The organism is Magnetococcales bacterium, assembly GCA_015232395.1.
Taxonomy (GTDB): domain Bacteria; phylum Pseudomonadota; class Magnetococcia; order Magnetococcales; family JADFZT01; genus JADFZT01.
Map to the genome: position 1 here is coordinate 1 of JADFZT010000023.1, position 26,256 is coordinate 26,256.

22 protein-coding genes are annotated in these 26,256 nt (G+C 57.5%); 15 read left to right on the top strand and 7 right to left on the bottom strand.

The window, feature by feature from the left end:
- Positions 1 to 69: 69 nt before the first annotated feature.
- Positions 70 to 2,490, top strand: coding sequence for a DNA internalization-related competence protein ComEC/Rec2 (locus HQL52_08560; GenBank protein ID MBF0369492.1), 2,421 nt, complete (start codon positions 70 to 72; stop codon positions 2,488 to 2,490).
- Here HQL52_08560 and HQL52_08565 read toward each other — a convergent pair.
- From HQL52_08565 to mazG, 3 genes are all read right to left on the bottom strand, one after another.
- A complete protein-coding gene (locus tag HQL52_08565; protein ID MBF0369493.1) occupies positions 2,474 to 3,064 on the bottom strand; it encodes a hypothetical protein in 591 nt (196 codons plus the stop codon). The two genes, HQL52_08560 and HQL52_08565, sit on opposite strands and share 17 nt — an antisense overlap.
- A gap of 115 nt (positions 3,065 to 3,179) precedes the next feature.
- Positions 3,180 to 3,782 (bottom strand): hypothetical protein, encoded by a 603-nt coding sequence (locus tag HQL52_08570; protein MBF0369494.1) that lies wholly within the window; start codon positions 3,780 to 3,782, stop codon positions 3,180 to 3,182.
- A gap of 169 nt (positions 3,783 to 3,951) precedes the next feature.
- Positions 3,952 to 4,776, bottom strand: a complete 825-nt coding sequence (gene mazG, locus HQL52_08575) for a nucleoside triphosphate pyrophosphohydrolase (GenBank protein ID MBF0369495.1) — start codon at positions 4,774 to 4,776, stop codon at positions 3,952 to 3,954.
- Between the two features lie 515 nt (positions 4,777 to 5,291).
- On the opposite strand from mazG, the gene flgF reads away from it, so the two are divergent.
- From flgF to csrA, 9 genes are all read left to right on the top strand, one after another.
- Positions 5,292 to 6,098, top strand: coding sequence for a flagellar basal-body rod protein FlgF (gene flgF / locus HQL52_08580; protein MBF0369496.1), 807 nt, complete (start codon positions 5,292 to 5,294; stop codon positions 6,096 to 6,098).
- Between the two features lie 162 nt (positions 6,099 to 6,260).
- Complete coding sequence (flgG, locus tag HQL52_08585; GenBank protein ID MBF0369497.1) at positions 6,261 to 7,067, top strand: flagellar basal-body rod protein FlgG; 807 nt, start codon at positions 6,261 to 6,263, stop codon at positions 7,065 to 7,067.
- A gap of 291 nt (positions 7,068 to 7,358) precedes the next feature.
- Positions 7,359 to 8,021 (top strand): flagellar basal body P-ring formation protein FlgA, encoded by a 663-nt coding sequence (gene flgA / locus HQL52_08590; protein ID MBF0369498.1) that lies wholly within the window; start codon positions 7,359 to 7,361, stop codon positions 8,019 to 8,021.
- A gap of 55 nt (positions 8,022 to 8,076) precedes the next feature.
- Positions 8,077 to 8,763 carry a flagellar basal body L-ring protein FlgH gene (locus HQL52_08595; protein ID MBF0369499.1) on the top strand — a complete coding sequence of 229 codons (687 nt, stop codon included), beginning with the start codon at positions 8,077 to 8,079 and terminating at the stop codon, positions 8,761 to 8,763.
- A 20-nt stretch (positions 8,764 to 8,783) separates the two neighbouring features.
- On the top strand, positions 8,784 to 9,881 hold the full coding sequence (locus tag HQL52_08600; GenBank protein MBF0369500.1) for a flagellar basal body P-ring protein FlgI: 1,098 nt from the start codon (positions 8,784 to 8,786) through the stop codon (positions 9,879 to 9,881).
- Complete coding sequence (locus tag HQL52_08605) at positions 9,881 to 10,279, top strand: rod-binding protein (protein MBF0369501.1); 399 nt, start codon at positions 9,881 to 9,883, stop codon at positions 10,277 to 10,279. The genes HQL52_08600 and HQL52_08605 overlap by 1 nt, the downstream gene beginning before the upstream one ends.
- A 163-nt stretch (positions 10,280 to 10,442) precedes the next feature.
- Positions 10,443 to 10,748: a flagellar biosynthesis anti-sigma factor FlgM gene (gene flgM, locus HQL52_08610; protein MBF0369502.1), complete on the top strand. Its 306-nt coding sequence runs from the start codon at positions 10,443 to 10,445 to the stop codon at positions 10,746 to 10,748.
- A gap of 17 nt (positions 10,749 to 10,765) precedes the next feature.
- Positions 10,766 to 11,296, top strand: a complete 531-nt coding sequence (locus HQL52_08615) for a flagellar protein FlgN (protein ID MBF0369503.1) — start codon at positions 10,766 to 10,768, stop codon at positions 11,294 to 11,296.
- A 239-nt stretch (positions 11,297 to 11,535) separates the two neighbouring features.
- Positions 11,536 to 11,769, top strand: a complete 234-nt coding sequence (gene csrA / locus HQL52_08620) for a carbon storage regulator CsrA (protein MBF0369504.1) — start codon at positions 11,536 to 11,538, stop codon at positions 11,767 to 11,769.
- Positions 11,770 to 11,900: 131 nt separating this feature from the next.
- Here csrA and HQL52_08625 read toward each other — a convergent pair whose 3' ends face one another.
- The 3 genes from HQL52_08625 to HQL52_08635 all read right to left on the bottom strand — a co-directional run bounded on the left by HQL52_08625 (position 11,901) and on the right by HQL52_08635 (position 18,688).
- Positions 11,901 to 16,301 carry a translocation/assembly module TamB domain-containing protein gene (locus tag HQL52_08625; protein MBF0369505.1) on the bottom strand — a complete coding sequence of 1,467 codons (4,401 nt, stop codon included), beginning with the start codon at positions 16,299 to 16,301 and terminating at the stop codon, positions 11,901 to 11,903.
- A gap of 18 nt (positions 16,302 to 16,319) precedes the next feature.
- Positions 16,320 to 18,194 carry a BamA/TamA family outer membrane protein gene (locus HQL52_08630; protein MBF0369506.1) on the bottom strand — a complete coding sequence of 625 codons (1,875 nt, stop codon included), beginning with the start codon at positions 18,192 to 18,194 and terminating at the stop codon, positions 16,320 to 16,322.
- Between the two features lie 350 nt (positions 18,195 to 18,544).
- Positions 18,545 to 18,688, bottom strand: a complete 144-nt coding sequence (locus HQL52_08635) for a hypothetical protein (protein MBF0369507.1) — start codon at positions 18,686 to 18,688, stop codon at positions 18,545 to 18,547.
- A gap of 206 nt (positions 18,689 to 18,894) precedes the next feature.
- On the opposite strand from HQL52_08635, the gene HQL52_08640 reads away from it, so the two are divergent.
- From HQL52_08640 to HQL52_08650, 3 genes are all read left to right on the top strand, one after another.
- Complete coding sequence (locus HQL52_08640; GenBank protein ID MBF0369508.1) at positions 18,895 to 19,533, top strand: methyltransferase domain-containing protein; 639 nt, start codon at positions 18,895 to 18,897, stop codon at positions 19,531 to 19,533.
- Between the two features lie 9 nt (positions 19,534 to 19,542).
- Positions 19,543 to 20,892 (top strand): NnrS family protein, encoded by a 1,350-nt coding sequence (locus HQL52_08645; GenBank protein MBF0369509.1) that lies wholly within the window; start codon positions 19,543 to 19,545, stop codon positions 20,890 to 20,892.
- Positions 20,893 to 20,989: 97 nt separating this feature from the next.
- Positions 20,990 to 22,678: a glutamine--tRNA ligase/YqeY domain fusion protein gene (locus HQL52_08650; protein ID MBF0369510.1), complete on the top strand. Its 1,689-nt coding sequence runs from the start codon at positions 20,990 to 20,992 to the stop codon at positions 22,676 to 22,678.
- Positions 22,679 to 22,903: 225 nt separating this feature from the next.
- On the opposite strand, the gene HQL52_08655 is transcribed toward HQL52_08650, so the two are convergent.
- Positions 22,904 to 23,470 carry a hypothetical protein gene (locus HQL52_08655; protein MBF0369511.1) on the bottom strand — a complete coding sequence of 189 codons (567 nt, stop codon included), beginning with the start codon at positions 23,468 to 23,470 and terminating at the stop codon, positions 22,904 to 22,906.
- A gap of 621 nt (positions 23,471 to 24,091) precedes the next feature.
- Here HQL52_08655 and HQL52_08660 point away from each other — a divergent pair.
- The gene (locus HQL52_08660) at positions 24,092 to 25,291 is read left to right on the top strand and encodes an aldo/keto reductase (GenBank protein MBF0369512.1); all 1,200 of its coding nucleotides are present in this window, start codon (positions 24,092 to 24,094) and stop codon (positions 25,289 to 25,291) included.
- A gap of 12 nt (positions 25,292 to 25,303) precedes the next feature.
- Positions 25,304 to 26,251 carry a hypothetical protein gene (locus HQL52_08665; GenBank protein MBF0369513.1) on the top strand — a complete coding sequence of 316 codons (948 nt, stop codon included), beginning with the start codon at positions 25,304 to 25,306 and terminating at the stop codon, positions 26,249 to 26,251.
- The last annotated feature ends 5 nt before the right edge of the window (positions 26,252 to 26,256 follow it).

The following is a 26,256-nucleotide window of genomic DNA, read 5'->3' on the forward strand; positions in this document are numbered from 1 at the left end:
TGTTGGTAGATATGAATCACCCCGTTTGGGGGGGTGGCATACCCTTTTCAGCCAGTATGGGAGAATCGATTGGGCCGTTTTTTGGCATTTTTGATCCTGGGGCTCGTTCTGGTCGCTGAACTGCCGCCAACAGGGGGGTGGGGGGTGATCAGTGGGGCCGGGGTGGCGGCATTGGGGACTTTTTTCGCATCCAGTTGGCGAAAAGGGTGGTTGGTGGTATTGGCAGGACTTGTTGTTGGTTTGACAACGGCATGGTGGAATGGTGAGCAATATCAGGGCCATTTGCCTGAAAAGCTTTCGGGGGAGGAGGTCATCACCGGGGTGGTGGCGGACCGGGAGGATCGGGCCCGTTCGGTCAAATTGATTTTGGCTGGGGTAACCGCCTCTATGGCTGAGGTGGGGGCGGTTTCCCAGGGGGAGAGGCTCGATTCCGTGGATGATCTGGAAGGGGGGAGCACTACCCTGTGGCGGGCTGAAGGGTTGGTGCAGGTGACGGTCTATCGGCAGGATGTGTTCGCCCTGCCCGGGGATCGGGTTCGTTTTTCCGCCCGACTCTTTCCCCCCTCCGGCCATCGGGTGCCGGGGAGTTTTGACTATGGGGCCTGGCTTAAAGAGCGGGGTATTGTAGCCACCGGCTATGCCCGGGGGGATGTGGAGATTCTGGAAAGCACGGAGGATTGGCGCTGGAACCGCTTGCGCCAGCATATTTTTCAATGGATTACCCATCATCTTCCCCCGGAAAGCCAGGGGATGGTGGCAGCCATTCTGGTGGGCAAACGGGGAGGACTCTCCCATGAGGTTCGGGAAAATCTGGTGGTGGCCGGGGTGTTTCATCTGGTGGCCATCTCCGGGTTGCATCTGGGGCTGGTGGCTTTTTGGGGATATGGCTTGATTCGTTTGGCCTTGGCCTTGGTGATTCCCCTCTCAGCCCGGTGGGATGTGAAGCGCCTGGCTGCGGGGCTGGCAATTTTCCCTATGCTGGCCTATGCCTTTCTTGCAGGCTGGCCGGTTTCCACCCAACGGGCGGCGGTGATGGCCGGGGCTTTTTTGCTCAGTATCGCCTTAAGTCGAAACCCCCACCCTTGGCGGGCTTTGGGGGTGGCGGCGATGATTGTGTTGGTTTGGCGGCCGGGACAACTCTTCGAAGCGGGCTTTTTGCTCTCCTTTTTGGCGGTGGGGGTGTTGCTATGGCTCTGGTGGCCGGGGCGCTCTCCCATCGGCAATGAAAAGGCCCCGACGGGTCTGGCTGTTCGGGAAGAGAGTGGGGTTTGGGGCCAGCTTCGGGGGTTGGTGATCACCACTGTGGTGTTGGGGGTGGTTCTCTCACCCATCTCGGCCCATTTTTTCCACCGCCTCACCCCCTATGGCTTTGTCGGCAACCTGGTGGCGGTGCCTTGGGTGAGCCTGGTGGCGGTTCCCTTGGGGCTGGGGAGCTTGGTGGTAGCCCCCTTTTCCGACACCCTGGGGGCTTGGCTGCTGCTGGGGACGGGGTGGAGCCTGGATCTGGTTCGCCTGGGTTCTGATTGGTTGGCTGCTCTTCCTGGTGCGTGGCAACGCCTTCCCGGCCCCCCCTTGGATGGGATCGCCTGGGGGGTGGTGGGGGGATTGGGGGTGGTGGCACTCCCGGGGCGGATGGCCAAGGGGTTTTCCTTGCTGGTGATGGTGGCAGCCCTCTTTTGGCCCCGGGTGGCTCCTTCGTATGGGGTTTTTCACCTGGCGGCGCTGGAGGTGGGGCAGGCCCAATCGGTGGCGGTAAGGGGGCCGGAGGGGGCGTGGTCCATTGTGGATGCCGGGGGGGCGGTGACCCCTCGTTTCAATATTGGTGAAGGGGTGATTTCCAGTTATCTCTGGCACCATGGGGTCACGGAGTTGAAGCATTTGGTGGTGAGCCACCCCCAGGCGGATCATATGGCGGGGGCTCGGCGGGTGTTGCGCAATTTTGCGGTGGAGAGTCTCTGGTTGGGGCAGTTTCCTGTCAAGGAGCGGGAAAAGGCGAGCTATCGGGCGCTGATGGCAATGGCTGAAGCCCGGGGCGTGGCGATTCGGCGGTTTGCAGTGAGGGAAGCCTTTCAGGAAGGGGAGCTGATATGGCGCATTTTGCCTCCCTGGTCTCCGGGGGAGGGTCGAAACCATAATGATCGCAGTGTGGTGGTGGAAGCGGCTTTTGGGGCGCATCGCTTTCTTTTTCCAGGGGATATCGAAAAAGCCGGGGAGGAGTGGCTTTTGGGGCAGGGGGTGTTGCAGCCTGTGACGCTACTGATGGCCCCCCACCACGGCTCCAACTCCTCCAGCTCCCCGGAGTTTATCGCCGCCACCCAGCCCGAGGGGGTGATTTTCAGCGTGGGGCGGCGCAATCGTTATGGATTTCCCAAACAGCCGGTGGTGGATCGATGGCGGGAGAGTGGGGCGCAGCTGTGGCGGACGGATCGCCACGGCACGGTGATTGTGGAAAGCGATGGTGAGGCTTGGTGGGTTAAACCTGTAGAATAACTTCCCAGAGAGGTGTTGTTCCTGAAAAATCAAAGATCTTCCCTGCTGGAACCCCGTCAAACCGGCTGCCCAGAGCGGTCAACGCCTCTTGATAGATCTTCCCATCAGCCGGAAAAGAGATTCCTTCCGGATGGCGGATGGTCAGCCGATGGTCACAGCCCGCAAGCCCTGTGGCCAGGCGCAGCCCTTCGGTGAGGTGCAAAGGGTCGGGCAGCAGCACAAGTATGCTTTTGTGTCGGCCATCATCGGGGGCGCTTGGCCAGTGCAGGTTGGGGAGGGAGAGGGTGAACCGGCTTCGTCCGATCATCTCTCCCAGGTTGGCAAGTCCTCCGTCCCGGGCTGGATGGTCTCCGGTAAAGGGGGGGAGATGATGGCGATTTCGGCTGTGGGCGCAGGCGATTTTTTGGCGAATGTCGAGATGGGGGAAAGCGTTGTCAGCCAGATAAACCCCTCGGTCCAAAAAAAAGAGATTGATCTGAAATTCATCAGAAAATGGCTCGGGGATTCCGGTGATGGCCTTTTCAATGGTGTCTTCGGGGAGCTGATCCCGGGTGATGAGGAGGGTGACTTCCATGGGGCATTTCGCTAACTGCGTTCGATTTCCTGATGATTGGCGTGGCTGTCTGTTTCGGATCGTTTCCATTCCGGTCGTGTTGACTTGTTCCCGATAGATCCCTCCCCGGTCGCATTTACTTGTTCCGGAAGGGATCTTTCACTTTGACCCGCTGGCCGGGACGGGGTTGATCTCCAGCCTTCTCTTCCAGCTTCCACGCTTCGGTAGCCCGCAAGCGCCGGGTAAAGATGATCTGCAACAGCGGCGTCAGAAGGAGCGCGATCAGCACTGTCAGCAGGATGCCCATGTGGAGATTTGCCCGGGCGGTATAGTCGGGGGGGAGCATTACGCCGATGCCTACAGTGAGGAAGAGGATGGCCAAAATTTTGGAGACATAGCGCCCCATCCACACCCCCAAAACCGCAATCAGGGTGAGAATGGCCAAATTTTGCCACAACCCCGTATTGCCCCCTTCGGAACTCATGGGGATGTTGGCACCCAGGGCCAGAATCAGCACCACGATGGCCACCAGAATGTTTTGATTCCTCAACATCCAGATTGCCACAAGGGCGTAGAGGGTGCCCAGGAGAAAATTGGTCTCCACTCCCACCCGGGCGGCCAGCTCCGCTGGAAGATTGGCTCCCACGGAGAGTACCAGGATAAAGAAGATAAACCCGGATTTGATCATCCCCGTTAACGAGGCGGGTTCGGGTTTTGAGGTGATGATTTTTTCCGCCATTCGTCCCCCCTTGCCTTTGACGATTGCGAAATGAAGGTTTAAGCCGATAGTTCCATTATCGAATGGATGAAGGGAAGAGTTGAACGGAATTTAGGATTGTTCACAAATATCCCCCGGTTTTTTTCCTGAGGCTCTTCCCTGATTTTCCAGAAAATGCATGTGTCCGGGTTCAAGGAAATAGCCGTTTGGAGTCTTGCCAGAGCTCTTCCAGTGCCGCCAGATCTTCATCCTCCACCAGCTTGTCCTGCTGTTGCAGGTGTTCCTCGATATAGCGAAAACGGGATTGGGCTTTGATGGTGGTGCGGCGCAGGGCGGCCTCGGGGTTGACGTTCATGTGTCGGGCCAGATTGACCAGGACAAACAGCAGATCCCCAAATTCCCCCTCCATCCCCTCCTGATCCTGCTGGGCATGGGCCTCTTCCAGCTCCCCCAGCTCCTCATGGACTTTTTTCCACACCGGCTCGATTTCGGTCCAGTCAAAATTGACCTTGGCCATCTTGCGCTGCACCTTGTGCGCCCAGAGGAGCGCTGGCAGCTTGCCGCTCAAGCCGTCGAATACCGACAGGGTCTGGGGGGAGCGTTTATCTTCCCGATCAGCCTTTTCCCGACGTTTGATCTCCTCCCATTGATCCACCACCTGATCCGGCGTGGCGAGGGTTTCCTCCTTGGAGCCGAAGACGTGGGGGTGGCGATTGGTCATCTTGGTGGTGATGTGGCGGATCACCTCTTCCAGGGTGAAGGTGCCATTTTCCCGGGCGATCTCGCTGTGAAAAACAATGTGAAAAAGCAGATCCCCCAACTCCTCCTTAAGCTCTGCCGGATCCCCGGATTCCACCCCTTCAGCCACTTCATAGGCCTCTTCGATGGTGTAGGGGAGGAGGGAGTGGTGGGTCTGTTTGCGATCCCAGGGGCAGCCGTCGGGAGCGCGTAGACGCTGCATCAAGGTTTCGAGTTCCTGGATGGCTTCGCTGGAAAGGGAAGTGTCGGAGGGCATATGGCTCGGTCCATGGGGTGGTTGGCAAGCCCATGGATGGATCCTTCACGGGCAGTTGGCTTCCTGTTTGCTACTTTATATTAAAGTGAGACCATCCGGGTAGGAACCTCCGCCCCTCCCGGGGTGGATCGGTTTGATGGGGTAAAAAACATGAAGGCCCCGGAGCGTTCTTGTTTGGTGCTTCGGTCTATCCCTGTTTGGTTAATTGACTGTCTTTGCGCTCTTTTTGTGCAAGTCGGAGCATGTCATGCACCTCCTGCTCCAGCCCGGATCAGAGGGTGTGGGATTCATTCCCAGAGGGCTCCCCGGGCTTCCCTGCCAGGGAACAATTGCCCGGGCAGGGGGCAAAAAACGCCAACTTAACCGAATGTGGAAAAAGTTTCCCCCTGTTCTTCCCCAGGGGAAATCACTGGTGAATCCAGCTGTTGCTGAAAAAAACCGCCTCAATCCGGGTATGGCATGGGGGTTGCTTTGATTCTGGATACCTTAGAATCCTCATAGGAGAAGTTTTCATCATGGACAGTGGATTGTATGCGGCGGTCAATGGCGCACTCAGGGCCGAACTACGGATGGAAGTGTTGGCCAATAACCTGGCCAACGTCAATACCAACGGTTACAAGGAAGATAACATCACCTTTGATTCCTATATGACCGAGCCGGGTCCCGAGCAGTTTCCCCTGCCCACAGACTCCTTTTTGGGACAGCGTACTCCGGGGGGCATCCCTTTTCCTTTCAGCAACCCCTCCGCCAACGCCTACCAGATGACCTATCCCCGAGCTGACGGCACCACCGTCGATCTTTCCCAGGGGGCCATGCAAAAAACCGGCAATCGTCTGGATGTGGCTCTGGAAGGGGAGGGGTTTTTCGTGGTCAACACCCCCGACGGCCCCCGTTATACCCGGGACGGTCACTTTCAGGTCAATACCCTGGGGGAGCTGGTCAACAAAAACGGCCATCCGGTCCAGGGCGCGGGTGGTGCCAATCTGGTGATTGGTGATAACCCGGTGGAAATCGGAGCCGATGGGGTGATCTCCGGCCCCGGGGGCAATCTCGGCCAGATCCAGGTGGTGGGACTCCCGGAAGAGGCCTTGACCAAAGTCGGTCAAAATCTCTATTCCGCGCCTGCCGGGGCTGAAGTGGCCCTGGAGGACTCATCCCAAAGCTTCCATCAGGGATTTCTCGAAGGCTCCAACTCCAACATGATCCGGGGCATGACCCAGATGATCGAAACAGGGCGGGCCATGGAGGCCTATATGCGTCTGATCAAAACCATGGATCAGCTGGATGCCCAGGCCGCAGGCCAGATCGGTAAGTTGGAATAGCCCGGCCAGAGGGGATAACCCAGTATAAATGAACCGGAATGGCTGAACTGTTTTAGGGGTTGCAGGGGCTGAATCAATCTCCTCTCACCCTCCCAAATGGATCCCATTCCCAGTCAGATTGAATCATTCAAGCCAAAAAAAAGAACCAAGGAGCCTTTCGTCATGATTCGGGCACTCTATACCGCCTCTACCGGCATGCAAGCTCAGCAACTCAACATCGACGTGATCGCCGACAACCTGGCCAACGTCAACACCACCGGCTTTAAAAATGCCCGGACTGACTTTCAGGATCTGCTCTACGCCAACCTGCGCTCTCCCGGTGCTGAAAACTCCTCTGCTGGCACTCTGGTGCCGGTGGGAACCCAGCTGGGCCACGGTGTCAAAGTGGCTTCCGTCAGCAAGGATTTTACCCAGGGCAGCCCTGTCGCCACCAGTGAAGATCCCATGAACGTGGACATGATGGTTCAGGGACAAGGTTTTTTCCAGATCGAACTCCCCTCTGGTGAGACCGCCTACACCCGGGATGGCAGCTTTAAAATTCTCGACGGCAACATCGTCACCTCCGACGGCTATCCTCTGATCGGTGGCCAGATCGGCTTTGATCCCACCACCACCCTGGGCATCAGCGTTGAGTCCAGCGGCGCCATCGGCCTGGAGGACACCTCCACCACCGGGTTTACCTCTGGCGTTGGTCAGCTGCAACTGGCCCGTTTTGTCAATCCCGAGGGTTTGAATGCCATCGGCAACAATCTCTACAAAGAGACCGAATCTTCCGGTACCCCCCAGCTGGGCAACCCCGAAGAGGATGGTTACGGTTCGGTCAACCAGCACTATCTGGAGCAGTCCAACGTCTCCATGGTGAGCGAGATGGTCAACATGATTACCACCCAGCGGGCCTACGAAGTAGGGGCCAAGGCGATTCAGACCGCCGACTCCATGCTGGGTGAAGTGACCGGCCTGAAACGCTGATCCGGATAAACAGGATTTTTGATGCGGGGTGATTTCGGTTTTTGACCGGATGATCCCCGCGACCGGTTCCCGGTTTTGGATGCCAGATTTCAAGTTTCAAGCTCAAAACCGACAGCGACAACGTTTTGGTCCAATGGAGTGACGATGAAGGGCTCTATCTTTTCTGGCGCGATTCTTGAATATTCAACTCTTGAGTGTTCAACTTCACTCTATTCAACAGGGCCATGTGCACGACAGCCTCTCGGGTTTTGGCCCAGGGGAATCGCCCTGATTTTCGCCCTGGTACTGGGATTGAGTGGCTTCGACGCCCAGGCCCAGCTTCTCTCTCAGGAGCAGCTGAATCGCCAGGTGAGTTTAGAACTTCAGAAGATTTTGGCTGATGATGGCAACGGTTTGACGGTTTCCAATGTGCTTTACCGTTACGATCTGCAGGTGAATGATGGTGAAGTCAGCGTGGAAGTGGATCTGCCAATGGAGATCCAAACCCCTGGCCGCCACACCATTTTGGTCAATGTTTTGGTAGACGGGGTGGTGGAAAAGGTGCTGGAGCCCACCGCAAAGCTCACGCAGCGGCTGCGGATTCCGGTTCCAGCGACAACCCTGGAGCGGGGCACAGTGGTCAGCAGTGCTGATTTCAACTGGATCGAAAAGGAGTTTTCCCGCTCGATACCAGGTTTGGTCACAGAAATAAATGCGGTGGTCGGCAAGGCTTTGACCCGCACCGCCCGTGAGGGCAGGCTCCTGCAGAGCAAATGGTTTGAAGCCCCGGTGGCTGTCGATCGGGGAGAGAGAATCCGAGTAAAAGTGAGCACAGGATTGCTCACCATCAATACCCTGGGGGTGGCCATGGGCAAGGGGCGCATCGGTGAAACCATCGAAGTGCGCAACCCCGACAGTCGCCAACGCTATCTGGCCCGGATTATAGGACCCGGGGAGGTCCAGGTAGAAAACTGATCCGCCTAAAGCACTGGGGCATAGAGGCGGGGCAAGCGTGGAAAGAAGAGAGACCATGACGACGGACCGGCTGGTAATCGTATTGCTGATGGTAAGTGTGACCCTGACCGGTTGCGGCATGACCCGCGCCTCCCAGCGTCCCATCGCCCCGATGGCGGTGGTTCAGCCTGAGGCCCCGGAGCGTTTGTCTCCCAAAAAGGGCTCCATCTGGCAGACCACCGACCGCAACACCCTTTTTGTGGACAACAAGGCCCGCAACATCGGCGACCTGATTACCGTCTACGTATCAGAAGAGTCCGAGGCGGGCAAAGAGGCCTCCACGGCACTCTCCCGGGAAGATGACAGCTCCTTCAGCTTTTCCGGTCTGTTTGATCTGACCTCGGTCTTCAAATCCGACAAAACCCTCGCTTCCGGGGGCACTTCCAGCAAACATGAATTCGACGGCTCCGGCAAAACCGAGCGGGAGAGCGCCTTTACCGCGACCATCTCCTGCCAGGTGACCGAGATGCTCAGCAACGGCAACCTCCGCATCGAGGGGCGTCGGGATATCACCATCAATAACGAAAACCAGTTTATCCTCCTCTCCGGCATCATCCGGCCCGAGGATATCGCCACGGACAACTCCATCCAGTCGGCCCAGATCGCCGATGCCCGGATCGAATATTCCGGTGATGGCGATATCGATGACCAGCAAAATCCGGGATGGGTCAACTCCTTCTTTGCCAACCTGCCCATCCTGTGAGGCTGAGGAAGCTGAACATCATGAAAAAAATACCCTCTCTGCTGATCCTGCTGGCTCTGCTGCTGTTTGGTCCCATCACCGAGACCCAGGCAGCCCGGCTCAAGGATGTGGTGGATATCGAAGGTGTTCGGGACAACCCTTTGACCGGGTTCGGCCTGATCGTGGGCCTCAACGGCACCGGGGATTCCAGTGCTGACTTTACCACCCAGTCCCTGAAAATGATGTTGAAGCGTATGGGGATTTCCGCCCCCGACGATGTGAAGGTAAAAAATATCGCCGCTGTGATGGTCACCGCCACCCTGCGCCCCTTTGCCCGGCAAGGTAGTCGCCTGGATGTCATTCTCTCTTCCCTGGGAGATGCCAAAAGCCTCCAGGGCGGTACCCTGATTTTGACTCCCCTCAAAGGTGCTGATGGTCAGATCTATGCCGTGGCCCAAGGACCGGCCTCCATCGGTGGTTTTGCCGCTGAGGGGGGGGCTCAAGGGGTTCAAAAAAACCATCCGACCGTGGCGCGTATCGCTGGTGGAGCCATTGTTGAGCGGGAAGTGGATTTTGATTTGACCAACGAGCGCCACTTGCGCTTTGCCCTGAAAAATCCAGACTTTACCACAGCCAGTCGGGTGGCCAGGGGGATCAATAATCTGATTGGCCAACGTCTGGCCAAGGCCCGGGATTCGGGTACGGTGGATCTGGAAATTCCCCCCACCTATCACGGTCGGGTGGTGGAGTTTATCTCCCGCCTGGAAAATATCCAGATCGAACAGGACCAAACCGCCCGCATTGTCGTCAACGAGCGCACCGGCACCATCGTCATGGGTGAAAATGTCCGGGTCTCCACCGTCGCTCTCTCCCACGGCAATCTTTCCATCCGGGTGAGCGAAGATCAGCAGGTGAGCCAACCGGCTCCCTTCAGCGATGGTGAAACCGCCGAAACCAACCAGACCCAGATCGATGTGGATGAAGAAGAGGCGAAATTGCTGGAGATGGAAGAGGGGGTGACCCTGGGGGATCTGGTGCGGGGACTCAACAGCGTCGGGGTAACCCCCCGGGATTTGATCGCCATTTTGCAGGCCATCAAGGCTGCAGGAGCACTGCAAGCCGATTTGGAGATCCTCTGATGAACGCCATATCCGGAAATATGCCCCAGGTCGCCAGCCTCAGCGAGAGCGACACCAAGCGTCTGCGTGAGGCGACAGCTGATTTTGAGGCTCTGTTTGTCCGCCAGCTCTTTTCGGCCATGCGCAAGGCGGTCCCGGAAGGGGAAGAAGGGCTGTTCGCCAAGAGCAATGGGGAAAAAATATTTCGTGAAATGCTGGACGGCGAATATGCTAACATTATCAGTCGTAGGCCCAATGGTCTGGGTATGAAGGAGTCGATCTTCAAGGAGATGACCCGCAACTACAAGCTCCCCACCCAGGAGACCCGGGGAGCCTTGGATGAAGCCCAGGCCAAAGTAGCCGCCATGAAGGCCATGGATCATCGCATGAAGGGTTCATTGACCCCTTCGTCGGAGTGATGGTTGGCCGAGTCGTGTGAAGGGATCAGGGCCAAGAAGCAAATGACCTGAGCCAACGGAAGGCTTGAAGCAGTCAAGTAGCGTCGGAAGAGAGCGGTCGGAGCCGGCTGGTTTTCGTACCATTTCCCGGGACGTAAGTTCAAACAGAGGATCCATTTGCACCATGGTCACGCGCATCAAAGGCACAAAGGTCGGTCAGCTGGAACGGATTTCCGGACGCCGGGTCGCCAAACCCAAAACCGGGACAACAGCCAAGGCCAAACCCCGTCAGGATGACGTGGCGCTCTCGGCCATCTCCCGTACCATTGGTATGGCTGGTGAGGCCGCTAGTAACGCCCCGGAAATCCGCAGCGAACTGGTAGAGCCCATTCGAGAGGCTTTGGCTGCCGGGCGCTATAATGTTTCCAGTCTGGATGTGGCGGATAAAATTTTGCGCCAGATTCTGATGGAACGCAAAAAAAGCGCCTGACGGGGGTCGGTTAAGCCATGGAAGCTCGCAAAATGAGAAAAGCCGCTTTTGACGCTGAAGATCTGATCCGCCAACTCAAAGGGATCCTCAGCCAGATGATCCAGCGGTTTGAGGGATTGATCGCCCTTTCCGAACGGGAGCGGGAGGCCATCCGCCAGCGGGAGCCTGAAAAGGTCGAAGCGGCCTCTGCCGAAATAGCCGGGGTGCTCAAGGAGATCGGGCGCATCAACAGCGAACGCCAGCGCCTGACTCTGGGCTTGGCCGACGGCTTGGGGCTGCCTAAAAAAGAGCTGGATCTGCTCAAGGTGGATGCGGCCACCGGAGGGCGATACGGCCTCAAAGAACTGAGAACCAAACTCCAGGATGCCATCAGCCGGGCCGACCAGGCCAACAAGGAAAACAAGGCGATTTTGAATGGGGTATTGATGGCCACCGAATCGGTGATCAAGGCGCTGAAGGATGGTACCCGGGACTCCTCCATCGCCTATGACCGTTTGGGTCAGCGTCAGGCTTCCTCTGGATACAATCTGTTTTCCAAGCAGCTGTAGGGGGTTGGGTGGTTTCAAGGGTGTGATGGCGGTTGAAGGATTATTGGTTGATTTTGAGCCAATGGAGCCTTGCTGAGTGCGGGCCTGTTAACAGGTTCTGGAGTGTGTTTTAAGGCAGCATTATGCCGAAGATCGTTTTTGACAAAGAAATTCCAACAGGGATGTTGAGCCATGAGGCATAACCACTATTACAGGCTTTTGGGCAGGGATGCCGGTGGCGATTCGAGGGGGGGTGGGCCATGCTGATTTTGACCAGGCGGATCGGGGAAAGCCTGAACATCGGCGACGACATCAAGATTACCTTGCTGGGCATCAAGGGCAACCAGGTGCGCATCGGTATCGACGCACCCCGGGATGTGCAGGTCCACCGGGAAGAGATCTACGACAAGATCAAACGTGAAACCCGCAAGGCCAACCGTCGAATGAGCGAAGAAGTCTTGGATCAAGCCTCCAGAATGCTCTCTCAGAAATAGTCTCTCCTGTTAGCTCGGGGGGGCTGGGGAGGGGCTATCTGGAATGCTCTCCTGGGATGTTCCCTTGGGGTTTTCTTTCTTGAGGACGGACTCATTTTTTTGGTTTTCAGCCTGGAGCCGGCCCCTCCCTCTCAATAATCATGCTTCCAGTTGATGCCAAACGCCCCGTTTTGCTTTTGATCCATTTCGGTTTCGAGGGTTATGTCGGGGGTGAGTTCCACCTCCACGCTCATCTTGCCACTCCCCTCCGATAGTCCCTGCTCCACCTCCAGAAACACCCGATCACCGATATATTTACCCACCTTGACGGTGCCGGTGGCCAGATCGTCCCCTCCAGCTTCAAAAGAGTCGATGCCCAGGCTATCCTGCATTTTGTCCATCATTCCCGGCCCACCCCCCTGAAGACGCGCCACCGCAGCAGCCAGTTTAATGGCCTGGCCCGGGGTGATGTCACTGGCGTTGCGGTCGAAGAGCAGGTTGGCCAAAATTTCATCCTGGGGCTGGGGGGGCTCGCTGGTGAGAATCAGCTTGGGTTCGCTGGCCGGGCCTTCCAGACCAATCACCGCCTTGATCTCCTCCTTGGTGACCGAGGCGGAGATATCCAGGTTGGGGGTCGGTGGGGAAGCGCCGCCAAATTCGATGATTCCCTTGTCCAGATTGAAGCGGTGGTCGAGAAAATCGAAGGTGCCCTTTTTGACCGAGAGATCCCCCAGCACCACCGGATTCGTGGCATACCCCTTGATTTTGAGGTCCCCCCGCCACTCCGATTCCAACCCCTTGCCCCGAACATAAACCTGTCCGGGAATATGCACCGCGACATCGAGCTTGATGGCGGCAGACTCCGAGTCTTCCGTCCCATCTTCCTCTCCGTCAGCACTCTCCCCGCTCTCCCGCAGCTCCAGGGTGGCGATATCCGGCCCCACTCCCTCGGGGAGGTAGAACAGCACCCGGTCGGTGGTGAGGTCCCCCTTGACCATCACCAGGGAGGTATCCCCCGTGACATCGATGGCGCCGCTGATGGTGGCGGAAAGGTCGTCCCGCTGCACCAGGTTGGCGTGATCCAGCTCGCTGTGGATCCCAAAGGTGTATCCCCCTTTCTCCAGGAACGACACCTTGCCAGAGCCCGACAGCTGGCCTTTGTTGCCATCCGTCGCACTCAATTTTTCCAGGACGAGGACTTTTTCATCGAGCTTGGCTACCAGGGTCATTTTTTGAATGTCGGTGCCGCTCTCGATGCTTTTGAAGAAACCTTCCCCCACAGTCAGCTCTCCCGAAGCCTGGGGGGTTTCCAGGGTACCGGTTGCAGTGAAATCCGCTTTCATCTGCCCCCCCATCTCCCAGCCATCCGGGGCGAGAAAGGCCATGAGTCGGGCCATGTCCGCCTCCATGTTGAAGACGCCACTCAAAGGCTCGTTCTGGGGGATGACCAGATTCCAGGGAATCAGGCTCACGGTGACCGGCAGGGCAAAGTGGCCTTTGGCCGGCTTTACAGTGAGCTTTTCGATCAGGAGTTCCCCTTTGGCCTGATCATCCCCCAAAGCGAGGTGCAAGGTGAGATCTGCAGGGGGGACCGGTTTCAGAGCCGGTTCATCCATGTGGAAGTCGCTGACGTTGAGGTGGACCTCTGCCCGGGGCTTGGAGGGGTGGCCGGAAAGATTTCCCTGCAAGGCCGCTTTGCCGGTGAGAGGGGGAGCACCGAACTGGCTGGCCAGGCTCAAGGGAAGATCCAGATCGATCTTGGCCGTAACCCCTTGCTCGGTGAGGGTGCCAGCCCCGGTGAGTTGCGCTGTGCCAAAGGTCAGATCCAGGGCTTCCAGAGTCATCTCCCGGCCCGACTGCTTCAGGTGAAGGGGGTGGGCGAGATGAAAGGGTTCCGGACCAAAGGTGCCGTCCAGGGTGTTCAGGGAGGCTGCTACACCGTTATCCAGAAGATCCACCCGGGCTTGGGTTCTGGCGGTAAATATTTCAACCGCCCTACCCTCGGTGGTCAGGGTGAGATTGAGCCCTTTGAGATCACCGTCGGTTTGCAGTGTGGTTTCCTGAACCACCATATCCCCCGTTTCGAACTGGGTGGCATTGAGGGTCGCTTTGAATCCAATCTCTGCCAACAGATCGGTCACCCGGGCTTCCAGGCGGCTCCAGGCGAGGGAGCCGAAATCTCCCTTGATATCTGCCCCGTCGAGTTCAAAATCGAGATCCTGCCTGGTCAAGGGGCCACCGGGTTTTCCCCCGGGGTGGAGTTGGGCCTTGAAGACGATATGGCCAGCCAGATTCATCCCCGGTGGGGGAATCATGGCTGCCGGATCGTGGATTTTACCGGTCAAGGTGCCGGTTAGGAGGGGGCCTGCCAGGTCGATATCCAGGGGGCCGGTGATCTGGCCTCCGGGAAAGTCGATGCGGAGATCTTTCAGGTTGACCCCGGCGGCGGTTTTTTCGAAAGGGGTGGCGACGCTGAAATGTTGCTTCTGCCGGGTGGCGGTCAGATGGATATTTCCAGTTGGGCTCGCCACTGAGCCGGTGGTGGCGAGTTTGAGTGCCAGGCGCTCTATTTTTTCCTGATCAAAGCGGATAGAGGAGCCCTTTACCGTCAGATCCAGGGTGGGTTCCGTGGCGCTGCCGGAGAGCTTGGCGGTGGTGGTTACCTGGCCCGCTAAGGGTTTGCCCAGGGCATTGGAAAGGGGATTCAAGTCCGGCAGTGTCAGATCGATTTGACCCATAAGCGCTTGGGTGGCGGTGTTAAAATCAATGCTGGAGGCGGTGAGGTGGATGGCGCGACCCTTTAAAGAGAGCCCCTTGAGCTGGATCGCCTCCTCGCCCGTCATCAAGACCTTTCCTGTCAGCTGCATGTGGGGGCCCAAGAGGGCTGCGGCTTCGGGAATGCCCTGGAAATCATCAAGCCCCCCATCCAGATCAACGCGAATGCGCCGGGGGTTTTCCTGAAAATCGATCCGGGTGGTGAGAGCCAGCCTGCCATCGATGGCCAGCCCTTGGGGCTCGGCCCAGGGAGTGGGATCGGTGATCCGGGTGGTTAACTCCACCTGGGCGGCTGGGGCTGCGGGGTCGATGTCGCCCTTCAATCCCAGCGCCAGGGTTTGGCCGGTGAGATCAAATCCGGCAATGTGCAACCGGCCATCGGGGGGCATCCGGCCCTTGAGCTGCCACTGGAGTTCCTTTTCCGGCCAAGCTGGTTGATCCGCTGGCTGCAAGCCACTGACGCCCCCTTTCCCGGTCAAGAGCAGGGTGGGCTGGTCGTTTTGGGGCTCCTGGGACCAACGGGCATTCAGGGTGGCGGTGAGTTGGTCGATAGCCACCTGGGGGGCGTCGATGGCTTGGCCGGTGATGTCGATGGTCGCGGTGGGATGGGGGAGGGGGCCATCGGCATTGAGAATAATATTTACCCCACCTGCCAGGGGGGTGGCGGCGATGGGGCTTAAACGGTCCAGATCGGGCAGGGCGATGGTGGCTTGGGCCTGGAGTTGATTGGTGGCCTCATCCAGGGTGGCTTGGGCCTGGAGAGTGCCCAGGGGGAGCGCCAGATCAAGGGTTTTAAGGGAGAGCACTCCTTCAGAGCTGCGGGTGGCTTGGGTTTTGAATGTCCAGGGGGAAACGCCCAGCATTAGAGGATCCTGAACCATGCTGAGGCTGCCATCGAGGGTGATTCCCAAGGGTTCGCCCAGAGTCAGGGTGAGGCCGGTATGGATCTCCCCAAGCCCTTCAACCCCGGCAGCCAGTTTTCCCTGCCAATCGTCGAGAGGCCCCTCACCATCCAGCTCCAGGCTCAGATCCCCCGCTTCTTGCAGTCCGGAGAGCATCGCCACCAATCCGCCGCGCTCTTGGGCTGCGGTGTTGAGGGTGAGATGTCCCGTCGCCAGGTTGAGTCCGGCGGTTATGTTCAGGTGCGCCGTGGCTTGATCCAGGCGTTCGGTTTTCAGCTGTAGATCAAACATTTCCCCGCTTTGATCGATCCCCATGCGGCCATTGAGATTAAATGTGGCGGCACTTCCCAAAATCGCCTCACCCAGCTCCAGCCGGGCCACAGCCAGCCGGTCGATCTCAAAGGGGGGCAACCCCTGGGGGAGTACCATGGGGCCTGCCTGGAGCTCTTCCACTTCAGGGGGGGCTTCGGAGGGGGGGAGGAGAGGGGGGCGTAGCAAAGTGATTTTTTCGGCGGATATTTCCTGCACCCGGATAATTCCCAAGGGTGGCCCCAGGGGGGACCAGGCGATGCGGAGTTGATCCAGGGCAAACCAGTCCCCATCCTGATCTGCCAGAGCCAGGTGTTCCAGTTCGATGGAGAAGGGAATGAAGCCGTCCAACCCCCGGATTTGTGCGTTGATTCCCATCTCACCCAGAAGGGTTTCCACCACATCCACCAGCTGCTGGCGTCCCCAATCGGTTTGGAGGATGGTGAAGGGGATGAGGAGCACAACGATCACGACGACAAACAGCCGTGCCAGCCAGCGCAGGGGTTTGGCACGGGAGGTGGGCTCGTCGGGAGGCGGGGGGGCCGGGGTGGTTTCGTCACTGCTCATGAAGAGGTGTCCAATGGGTTAAAAAGCTTGCCCCAGACTGACATAAAACTGTACCACGTCATCTACATCTTCCCGGGAGTTGACGGGAAAGCCGACATCCAGGCGCAGGGGGCCGATGGGGGTTTTGTAGCGGACGCCAGCACCCGCACCGATGAATAGCTCTTCGGTGAGGTCGGGAATTTCATCTTCGTAGGCTCTTCCGGCATCCACAAACAGCACCATGCCGATGGAGTCGGTAATACCGATGCGAAATTCGTTGTTGAGTTCCAACATGGAGGCCCCACCCAGGGGATCGAGTTCGTCATCCAGGGGGCCTGCCAGCTGAAAGCCGAACCCGCGCAGAGAGCCGCCACCCCCCACATAGAATCGCTCGTCCGCCGGGAGCTGCTCCCGTCCGGCTCCAGAGAGAAATCCCCCGGCCAGGCGGGTGGCGAGGATGATTTGAGGGGATTTCATGATCGGGATATAGCGGCTGTGGCTGGCTTGGAATTTACCGAAGAGGACGCCATTTTCCAGGGTTTCCAGGTAGGGTCCGCCGGAGATCTCCAGCCGCCAGCCGCTGGTGGGGTCGAGAAGATCGTTGGAGTGGTCCATCAACACCCGGGCGGGGAGGGAGACGAGACCGAAGGAGTCGTCATCGAGCTCTCCCCCTTCCAGAATGGTGACCACACGATAGCTCAACCCCAGGGAGATTTGCAGGCGGGGAGAGAAGGTACGCTCCACCCCCATACTGGCTTCCAGGGAGGTGCGCTCAAAGGCTTCGGTCTCTTCATCGTTAAAGTCGATGGCGGCGATCAATTTTTGATCCATCCGCAAAAAATGGGGCTTGCCGAAGGAGCCGGTAAAACCAAATCCATCCACGGCGGCCTCTCCCTCCAGGCTCACCACCTCGCCGGAGCGATTAAAATTGCGGTGTTCCCAACCGAGGGTGCCGCCAACCCCTTTATCGGTGGAAAATTGCATTCCGGAGCTGATCGTGCGGTGTTTTTTTTCCTTCAGCTCAATTTCTACCGGAAGGTGCTTTTCAGGGTCCGGTTCTTTCAGCAGATGCACCCGGGCCATGGCAAAAAGCCCGGTGCCGACCATGGCTTGGCGGGCTTTTTCCAGGATATCCGGATGATATTTTTCCCCGGGCTGCCAGGGAATCAGGGTCATGAGAAAATCGGGATTGGTCTCCCCATAGCCTTTCAGCCGCGCCGCCCCCAGATGCACAAGCGGCCCCGGATCAGCCCCCACGACCACATTCAGCAGCTTTTTATCCCGATCAGCGTAGGCCAGATAGGGGATGGGTTTGACAAAGGGGTAGCCCATCTTTTGGATGAGAGAGGTGAGCTTGCTCTGGGCATCCAGCACGGTGCGGGCGACGGCGGGCTCGCCAAAGTTAAGTTCCAGCTCGTGGGGTTTGGGGGGCTCGGGGGCATTTTCTCCCGGGGTGATGTTGATCTGGATATCCCCAAAACGATAGCGGGTACCGGCTTCCACCTGAAAGGTGAGCACAATGGGATCGACATCGGCACGCATGGATCCTTTTACCTGGGCATCGAGATACCCCCGGGAATACATCGCCCGAACCAGATTGGTCTCATCCCCTTCGAGTCGGCGCTCCAGGACGATGTGGGTTTCGGGGGGGCGATCCTGGCGTTTGATGGCGTCGGAAGCGGATTCCAGGAGGCTGGTCAGTTCATTATCGGGCGCCCCAAGAATTTCGACTTCATACTCCAGCGGAGAGGCTTTGCTCTGAGGGGCCTCTTCACTCTGAGAGGGGGGGTCATCATCGGGGATGGTTTCATCTTCGGCATGACTTTCCTGACCCACCAACAAAAACAGCCCGACTCCCATCATCAGGAGCGAGCGAAAAAAAGGTTTCAATCGAAAGGGTTTAAACAACGCCATCCAGTCCATACCATGATGCGTTAAAGTGGCGGCTTTCTACCAGTCAACCGCGATTCCCAACGGAGCAATCTGGTAAAGAAGGGTATCCCCATCACGCCCCTTCGGCAACGCTCTTTGATAACTCTCATGTCCAGATGTAGATCATTGGGGGGCTATCAGATGCGGGATGGCCGGTTCGGAAATTCACACCTGCCTGGCCACTGTTATCCCTCTCCCGCCACTGGAGAGTTGATCGTTTTTGGTAGTCATTTGCGTCGATTATTGATTTCTATGGCTTCTATTACAGGTAAAGGGAGATGGTTCAATAAAAAAAGGGGAGTGAGTAGGGAATGGGTTCAAACAGGGGCGTATCAGGGGAAAAACTTGATGATGGCGATGATGAGTCCGGTTTGGGTCAGAAGGAAGGTGACGAGCCATTTGATCAGCCGATTTTCCGTTTCCAGCAGGTCGCGCTTGGTCGCCAACTCTCCCAGCCGGGACTCCTGAACTTTCATTTATGAGCCTCGGCATGGGCTTCCGCTTGCTCTTCCGGCACACCGGCGGCGACCAGAAGTTTGACGAATTCGTGGGTATCAAAAGTAATTCCGTTGGCCATCTCTTGAATTCCTCCTCCAGTCAGAATATCACATTACAATGGGGTGCCAAGTGATTTTTGCCTGCCAAGACACCCTTTCCCAATCCATCAACTGACTGTAGGCTGATGGCGAGGTATGGCTTTAAAATCTCCCCTGAAAGGAAACCCAAGGTGAATCCCGACCGTGACAAGTGGAACGAACGCTACCGGCAATCCACAGCGCTCCCGGGGGCGGCGCGGGTGTTGATTGAAAACAAGCATTTGCTGCCACCATCGGGGCTGGCTCTGGATTTGGCTTGTGGCTTGGGGGGCAATGCGCTTTTACTGGCGGAGTTGGGGTTTCAGGTGGAAGCCTGGGATATCTCCGATGTGGCGGTAAAACGGCTGCAACAGGAGTCCCGCAAACAAAAACTCCCCGTCAAAGCCCAAGTCCGCAACCTCACCATGGGCGCACTGCCGGACGATCATTTTGATATCATCGTCGTCAGCCGTTTTTTGGAACGGGGGCTGGCACCCTGTATCATCAAAGCCCTGCGACCCGGGGGAGTGCTTTTTTATCAAACCTTCATCCGCGCCCGAGTAGGCGAAGCCGGACCCGAAAGTCCCATCTTTCGCCTTAAGGAAAATGAACTCCTCCACCTTTTCGATGGTCTGACAGTGCTCGCCTACCGGGAAGAGGGGCTGGTAGGGGATCTTAAAAGAGGGTTTCGGGATGAAGCCCAGCTGGTCGCCAGAAAAAATGACTCCAATCTCACGGAAGAGTAACCCACCAAGATGAGCCGAAACAAACCCATTCAACCCCCCGGAAAAACCATCTCCATTCAATCCCCAGGCAGCGGCCCCGGTGGTGGCAGGCCCATTCAACCCCCCGGTGCGCCCCCAGGTGGCGGTTTTCCCCTGCGCCCCCCAGGCCGAGGCATCCCCATCGCCTCCCAGCCCGAAGCCCCCCCCAAACCACCTTCAGGCTTTGTCCCCTTTGCGTTGGGCTTTCGCCCCTTCTTTTTGCTGGGGCCGCTTTGGGGTGTGGTGTCGATTCTTGTTTGGCTGGTGATCCTGGAAGGGGGCTTCATGCCGGCGTGGCAGCTTCCCCCGGGGTGGTGGCACGGTCATGAAATGGTCTTCGGTTTTGTCGGGGCGATGGCGGCTGGTTTTTTGCTGACAGCAGTACCCAACTGGACCGGTGGGGATCACCTCAAAGGCAGGCTGCTGGCGGGCCTGGTGGGGGTGTGGCTTGCTGGGCGGCTGGTGATGGGGTTTTCCCATCTGCTCCCTTTCTGGCTCTCTTCCGGCATCGATCTGCTCTTTCTTTTCCTGGTGATGCTCGCCACCGGACTGCCGGTGATTCAATCCAAACGTTGGAACCAGGGCGCTTTTCCGGCCCTTTTGGGGCTGCTTTGGTGTGCGGATGTGCTGTTTCATCTGGAGGGGTTGGGGGTGGTGGAGGATGGGATGCGCCGGGGGCTCTGGCTGGGAGCGGACGTTGTCGCCTGGATCATCGTGATTTTTGGAGGACGCATGCTGCCCATGTTTACCCGCACCACCCTGCTCACTCGGGGAATTGATCCCGGGGTGATGATGAAACCGTGGGTGGAGTGGGGGTCGGTGATTTCCCTGGTTTTGATTGCGGTGTGTGATCTCTTCCTGGCAGAAGTTTCCTGGAGCGGTTGGATTTTTCTCCTCGCCGCCCTCATCCACGGGGTGCGCCTCGCCGGTTGGCAGCCGGTCAAATGCCGCATCGAGCCCCTGGTTTGGGTTTTGCATCTGGGCTACGGCTGGCTGATCGTGGGCTTTTTCCTCCGGGGGCTTTCGCTGCTGTGGGAGGTGATGCCAATGAACGATGCCCTCCACGCGCAAACCGTTGGTGCGATCGGCATGTTGGCGGTGGGGATCTCCAGCCGGGTTTCCCTGGCCCACACCGGCCGACCTTTAATGGCTTCCCGGGGAGTTGTGGGGGTCTATCTGGCGCTTTTTGTGGCGGCATTGGTGCGGGTGTTGGGGGGGTGGATTGCACCGGAATGGTTGGTTCCCCTCTCCGGGCTGATCTGGATCGGTGCTTTTGGCCTTTTTGTGTCGATATTTGCGCCCAAGCTACTCCGTCCCCGACTGGATGGCCGGCCTGGATGAACAGACAGGATATGCCATTGAACTGGCAGGCCCCTCTCTGGCACTCTCCTCAACGATGATTTTTCCCTGACCTGAACATTGGAAGGCAACACTCGCCATGGCTTCGAACGAAGAGTTGGACACCCGTGACCTGGACTTTATCCGCGCCATCATCGCCCAGGATCTGGCAAGCGGCAAACATCAACGGGTGGTCTCCCGCTTTCCCCCGGAGCCCAACGGCTTTTTGCATATCGGCCACGCCAAATCCATCTGCCTCAACTTTGGGGTGGCAGAGGAAAACCCCAACTCCCTCTGCCGTCTGCGTTTTGACGATACCAATCCCGAAAAAGAGAGCCAGACCTACATCGACGCCATCGAAACCGATGTTCGTTGGCTCGGCTTCGACTGGGGAGGAAAGACCCTCTACACCTCTGACTATTTCGATAAAATCCACGCCAGCGCCGTTACCCTGATCCAAAAAGGCCAAGCTTACGTTTGCGATCTGAGCGCCGAGGAGACCAGAAATTATCGGGGCACTTTGACCGATCCGGGAAGAGAAAGTCCCTTTCGCAACCGCTCCATAGAGGAAAATCTCGATCTTTTTGAACGCATGGGCAAAGGGGAGTTTGATGATGGTGCGTGTGTGCTCCGGGCCAAAATCGACATGGCGAGCCCCAACATGAACCTCCGGGATCCCACCCTCTATCGCATTCGGCGGGTGAATCACCATCAAACCGGCGATAGCTGGTGCATCTATCCCACCTATGACTTTTCCCACCCCATTTCCGACTGGCTGGAAGGGGTGACCCACTCTCTGTGTACCCTGGAGTTTGAAGACCACCGCCCCCTCTACGACTGGGTGCTGGCCAAACTGGAGCTGGAAAACCGTCCCCGGCAGATCGAATTTTCCCGGCTCGATCTGGAATATACGGTGATGAGCAAGCGCAAGCTCAACGAACTGGTCACATCAGGCCATGTCAACGGTTGGGACGACCCCCGCATGCCGACTCTTTCCGGTCTCAGACGACGGGGCTTTACGCCTAAATCAATCCGTACCTTTTGTGGGCGCATCGGCATCTCCAAAGCCATCGGTACCGTGGAATTGGCCCAGCTGGAAGCGTGCATCCGGGAGGACTTGGAGGAAAAAGCCCCCCGGGCCATGGCGGTGCTTGATCCCATCAAAGTGGTCATCGATAACTTTCCCGAAGGTCAGGTGGAGGAGATTATCGCCCCCAACCATCCCCAAAAACCAGAGAGGGGTGAGCGGACTCTCTATTTTACCCGGGAAATCTGGATCGACCGGGAGGATTTCAAGGAGATCCCCCCTCGCAAATACAAGCGCCTGATCCCGGGAGGGGAGGTGCGTCTGCGCAACGGCTATGTGATTCGTTGTGACGAGATGGTCAAGGATCCGGAAAGTGGCGAGGTGGTAGAGCTGAGCTGCTCCTACGACCCCAAAACCCTGGGGGCTCCCCCGGAAGGGCGTAAGGTGAAAGGGGTGATCCATTGGGTTTCAGCCGAGCGTTGTGTCCGGGCCGATATTCGTCTCTACGACCATCTCTTCACCGAGCCCAACCCCGACGGTGGCGGCGATTTTACCGACCGGCTCAACCCCGACTCCCTCACCCTCCTGGAAAATCGCCCGGTGGAGATGAGTCTCGCCAACGCCCAGCCAGAAACCGGCTATCAGTTTGAGCGGGTGGGATATTTCAGTGTCGATGAAAAAGATTCAACCCCGGAGCGTCTGGTGTTCAACCGCACCGTGAGCCTGCGTGATTCCTGGGCCAAAATTGTCCGCAAGGGGTGAAACCAGGAGGGGATACCAAGGGGAAAAGATCGAGAGGATGGAGCGAACGTGTTGCCGGGAGGGAAAGGGTGTGGGGCTTGATTTCCCAGCGGGTCAAAGCACGCAACGGCAGGGGAGAATGAAACAGAGGTTTGGCCAAGCCAAAAGCCTGGATTGGCCAAACCGGGGATAGGGCATCCCGGAGGGGAAAACAGCCCTTTCCCGGCTCAAATCAGCGGCAATGATTCATTTGCCCGAAAGAAAAAACCACACCAAAGCACCGATAGCCCCAACAATAAGCACCACTTTGAAGAGGGTGGCCGCCAAAGAGGGTGAAGCCGAGGAGGGTGACGGGGTATTTTCATCCCCGGCTTCAGGCTTTTTTGCCGGGGGTGCCTGGTCCGTGGCCCGATCTTTGGCTTCGATGTCGCCAGAGGCTGGGGAGCTGGATTGGTTGCCAGCGGATTTGCGGCGTCTTTTTTTCTTGGGGGTTAGCGGAAGAGTGGCCTCCATGCGGTCAATCTCAGCGTTGTGGGAGTCCATATCCACCGGCCACGCTTCCCACTCCAGGCCCATCTCCTCCAGATCCCGACTGTACTCTTCCACCTTCTGTTTTTCAGCGCAGCCAAACACCTTGAACCACTGATCCGGATTGCTCGTGGCACAGTTGCCAGCTGTCAAAACCTCCTGGGAAGGATGTTTCCACAGGGCGTCGATTGCCCGTTTTTTGGCTGCATCACCCAGGGTTCCGTCGGTTGGCGGAGACCAGCGACAGCGAAGTGTGCGCATTTCGGATTTGGCGTTATTGGTCATGGATTCGAGCTTTTCAGTAGTTGGCCCGGATGAATCAGGGAGAGCGCAGCCCTGTGAAGCGAGGGGCTTTCTCTTTGATTCAGAAAAGTTGGATCTTCAGACCGATTATCTATGCAATGCCCATTCCAGTGTTGCCTGTTTCAGTGCATATTTGTTTCAATAGCCCCCTTTAATCCACATCCTGATCCCTGTTAAGCGTGCTTGGGCTCTTGGGCTGATCGAATCATCTGGCGCTTGGACAGCTCCTGTTTAGAATAATCGGAACAAACCGATTGAGCCAGAAATCTCTTGTATCGAGAACGTCGGGCGGTAGAAAAAACACGGCATACCATCTCTTTTTCGGCTCAGTTGGGGAAAACCTTGAATCTGGCAGAGGGTCGCCATGACATTTTTGCCGATTTTGGTCGGAGTGATATTCCCTGGCGTATGGATCAAGGCTCCGGAATAAGCCGCAGAATGAATGGCAAAGAGGGATGGTCCTGGAGGGGAGGGGGTATGGAATACGTTGAAAAATATTGACTGGATAAGGAAATAAAGCCCATCACTTTGCAAAATGCTTGAAAGCCACCGGTGAAAAACGCCAAACTGGGATTTTTCCAGACCCCCCAAGGAGGCCCAGCCATGAAGCGACGGGAATTCATCAAATCCACCGCAGCCCTTGCCACAGCCGCCGCCGTGATTAGCCCCACCCCAGGCCAGGCTGCCCCCAGTCGTCCCAAGGTCAAGCAATATCGCACTCTGGGCAAAACCAATATCGCCATGAGTGATATTTCTTTTGGTGCCGGAAAATTGCCCTCCTCCTCCATGATTCTTCGGGCCATGGATCGGGGGATCAACTATTTTGACACCTCCCCGGATTATGGTGAGAGCGAGGATCTGATCGGCAAGGCTCTGAAACGCCGCAAGGATCGTGAAAAATATTATATCGCTTCCAAATTTTGCAGCCCCATCGCCTACCCTGGCCATGTGCGTTTTGGCTCCTCCAAAAAAGAGTATATCGAGGCGGTGGATGGCAGCCTGAAGCGTTTGGGGTGCGACTATCTGGACGTGGTTTTTGTCCACGCCATCGGCTCCAAAAAGGACTATGCGTTGGATAAGCGGCGTATGCTCGATCCCCGTATGTTCGAGGCTTTCGCTGAGCTGAAGGAGAAGGGCAAGGCCAACTATCTGGCGGTCTCCTCCCACGGCCCCCACCATATGGAAAAGTTGATGTTGGCAGCGGTGGAGTCGGGGAAGTTTGACATCATCATGCCCGCTTTCAACTTTATGAACTTTCCCAGAGTGCCGGAGCTGATTCAAAAGGCCAAAGCCAACGGGGTGGGGGTGGTCGCCATGAAAACCCTGGCTGGGGCCAAGGATAGCGGGGTGGAGCTGGATCCAGGTGTGTTTGAACAGGCTGCCTTTAAATGGGTATTACGCCACAAGGAGGTGGATGGCCTGGTGATCACCATCAAGAGCGTCGGGGATCTGGATACCTTTTTGCCCGCCTCCGGCGAAGAATACAGCGCCCGGGATCAACGGGCTCTGGACCACTATGCCGCCCGCCACGGCCAGGACTATTGCCGTACGGGTTGTGGGGATTGCGAGCCTGACTGTGCTGAGGGGGTGCAGATTGCCACCATCCTGCGGCAGCAGATGTATTTCGAAGATTATGGGGACGAAAAACGGGCGATGGAAAATTATGCCACCCTGGATCGGGATGCCTCTGCTTGTGGGGATTGTGGCGATGCGGTGTGTGTGTCCGCCTGCCCCCACGGCCTGGATGTGGTGGCCAAGCTGCAGTCAGCCCACCGGAGCCTCACCTTCAACCCCGTCGCTTGAGGTTGATCTGACGTGGCTGCCCGGGTTCCGGTTCCTGCCCCCCCTGCGTCGGTTCAGTGGCTGTTGCTTTTGCTGCTGCCGGTGATGGCGCTTGGGGTTTGGCTGGATGGCGCTGCCTATGATCCGGATCGCGCCCGCTTCAAGCCGGGGGGGAAGAGGATCCCCATGGCGGCCTTTCTGCCGGAGCGGTTGGGAAACCTTTTTCGTTTGAACCCGGTCAAAGGCTACGACAAGGCAAACCTCTTCGAATATATCAACGGCCACGCGGAATTTTTTATCGATGCCGGGTTTGTCAATCTGGCTGTGGGGGAGTATGGCGGGGAAAAAGGGGCTGCCTCTCCCGCTGTGGTGGTGGATATCTATGACCTGCAAAAGCCTCTCCACGCCTTCGGGGTGTTGATGGATGAAGCCGCCCGCCACGGGGAGCCGGTAGAGGTGGGGGAGATGGGTTTTGCCAGTGAAGCCGGGTTGGCATTCATCTCAGGCCCTTATTATATCAAGCTGGCTGCTTTTGATAGCGATACGCCGCTGATGCCATTGGCCCGGGGAGTTCATCAGGTCATCGGTGGCGCTGGGGGAGAGCAGGCCCAGGCGTTTGCTTTTCCGGATCTGGGGGAGACCACCCGCACCCGTTTTATCAAAGAGAGCTATCGGGGGTTGGACTTTTTTTCCAACGTGGTGGAGCGTTCTTTTGATCTGGATGGTCGGGAGCTGACTGCTTTTTTGTTGACGGGCAGCCCGGAAGAAAAACGCCAAACGACGACCGCGCTGAAAGATTTTCTGGCTGGAGAGGAGATTCCCAATCCTGCCATCCGTGAAGCCGGGGTGGAGTGGGTCACGGTGATGGATCCTTATGAGGATGAGTGGTTTTTTGTCTGGTCTGAGGATCGCTTTTTAGGGGTTTTCGCCCCCCTGACCGATGAGTTGAAAACACGCATCCAAGCCTACCTGGCCTTGTGAGAGGC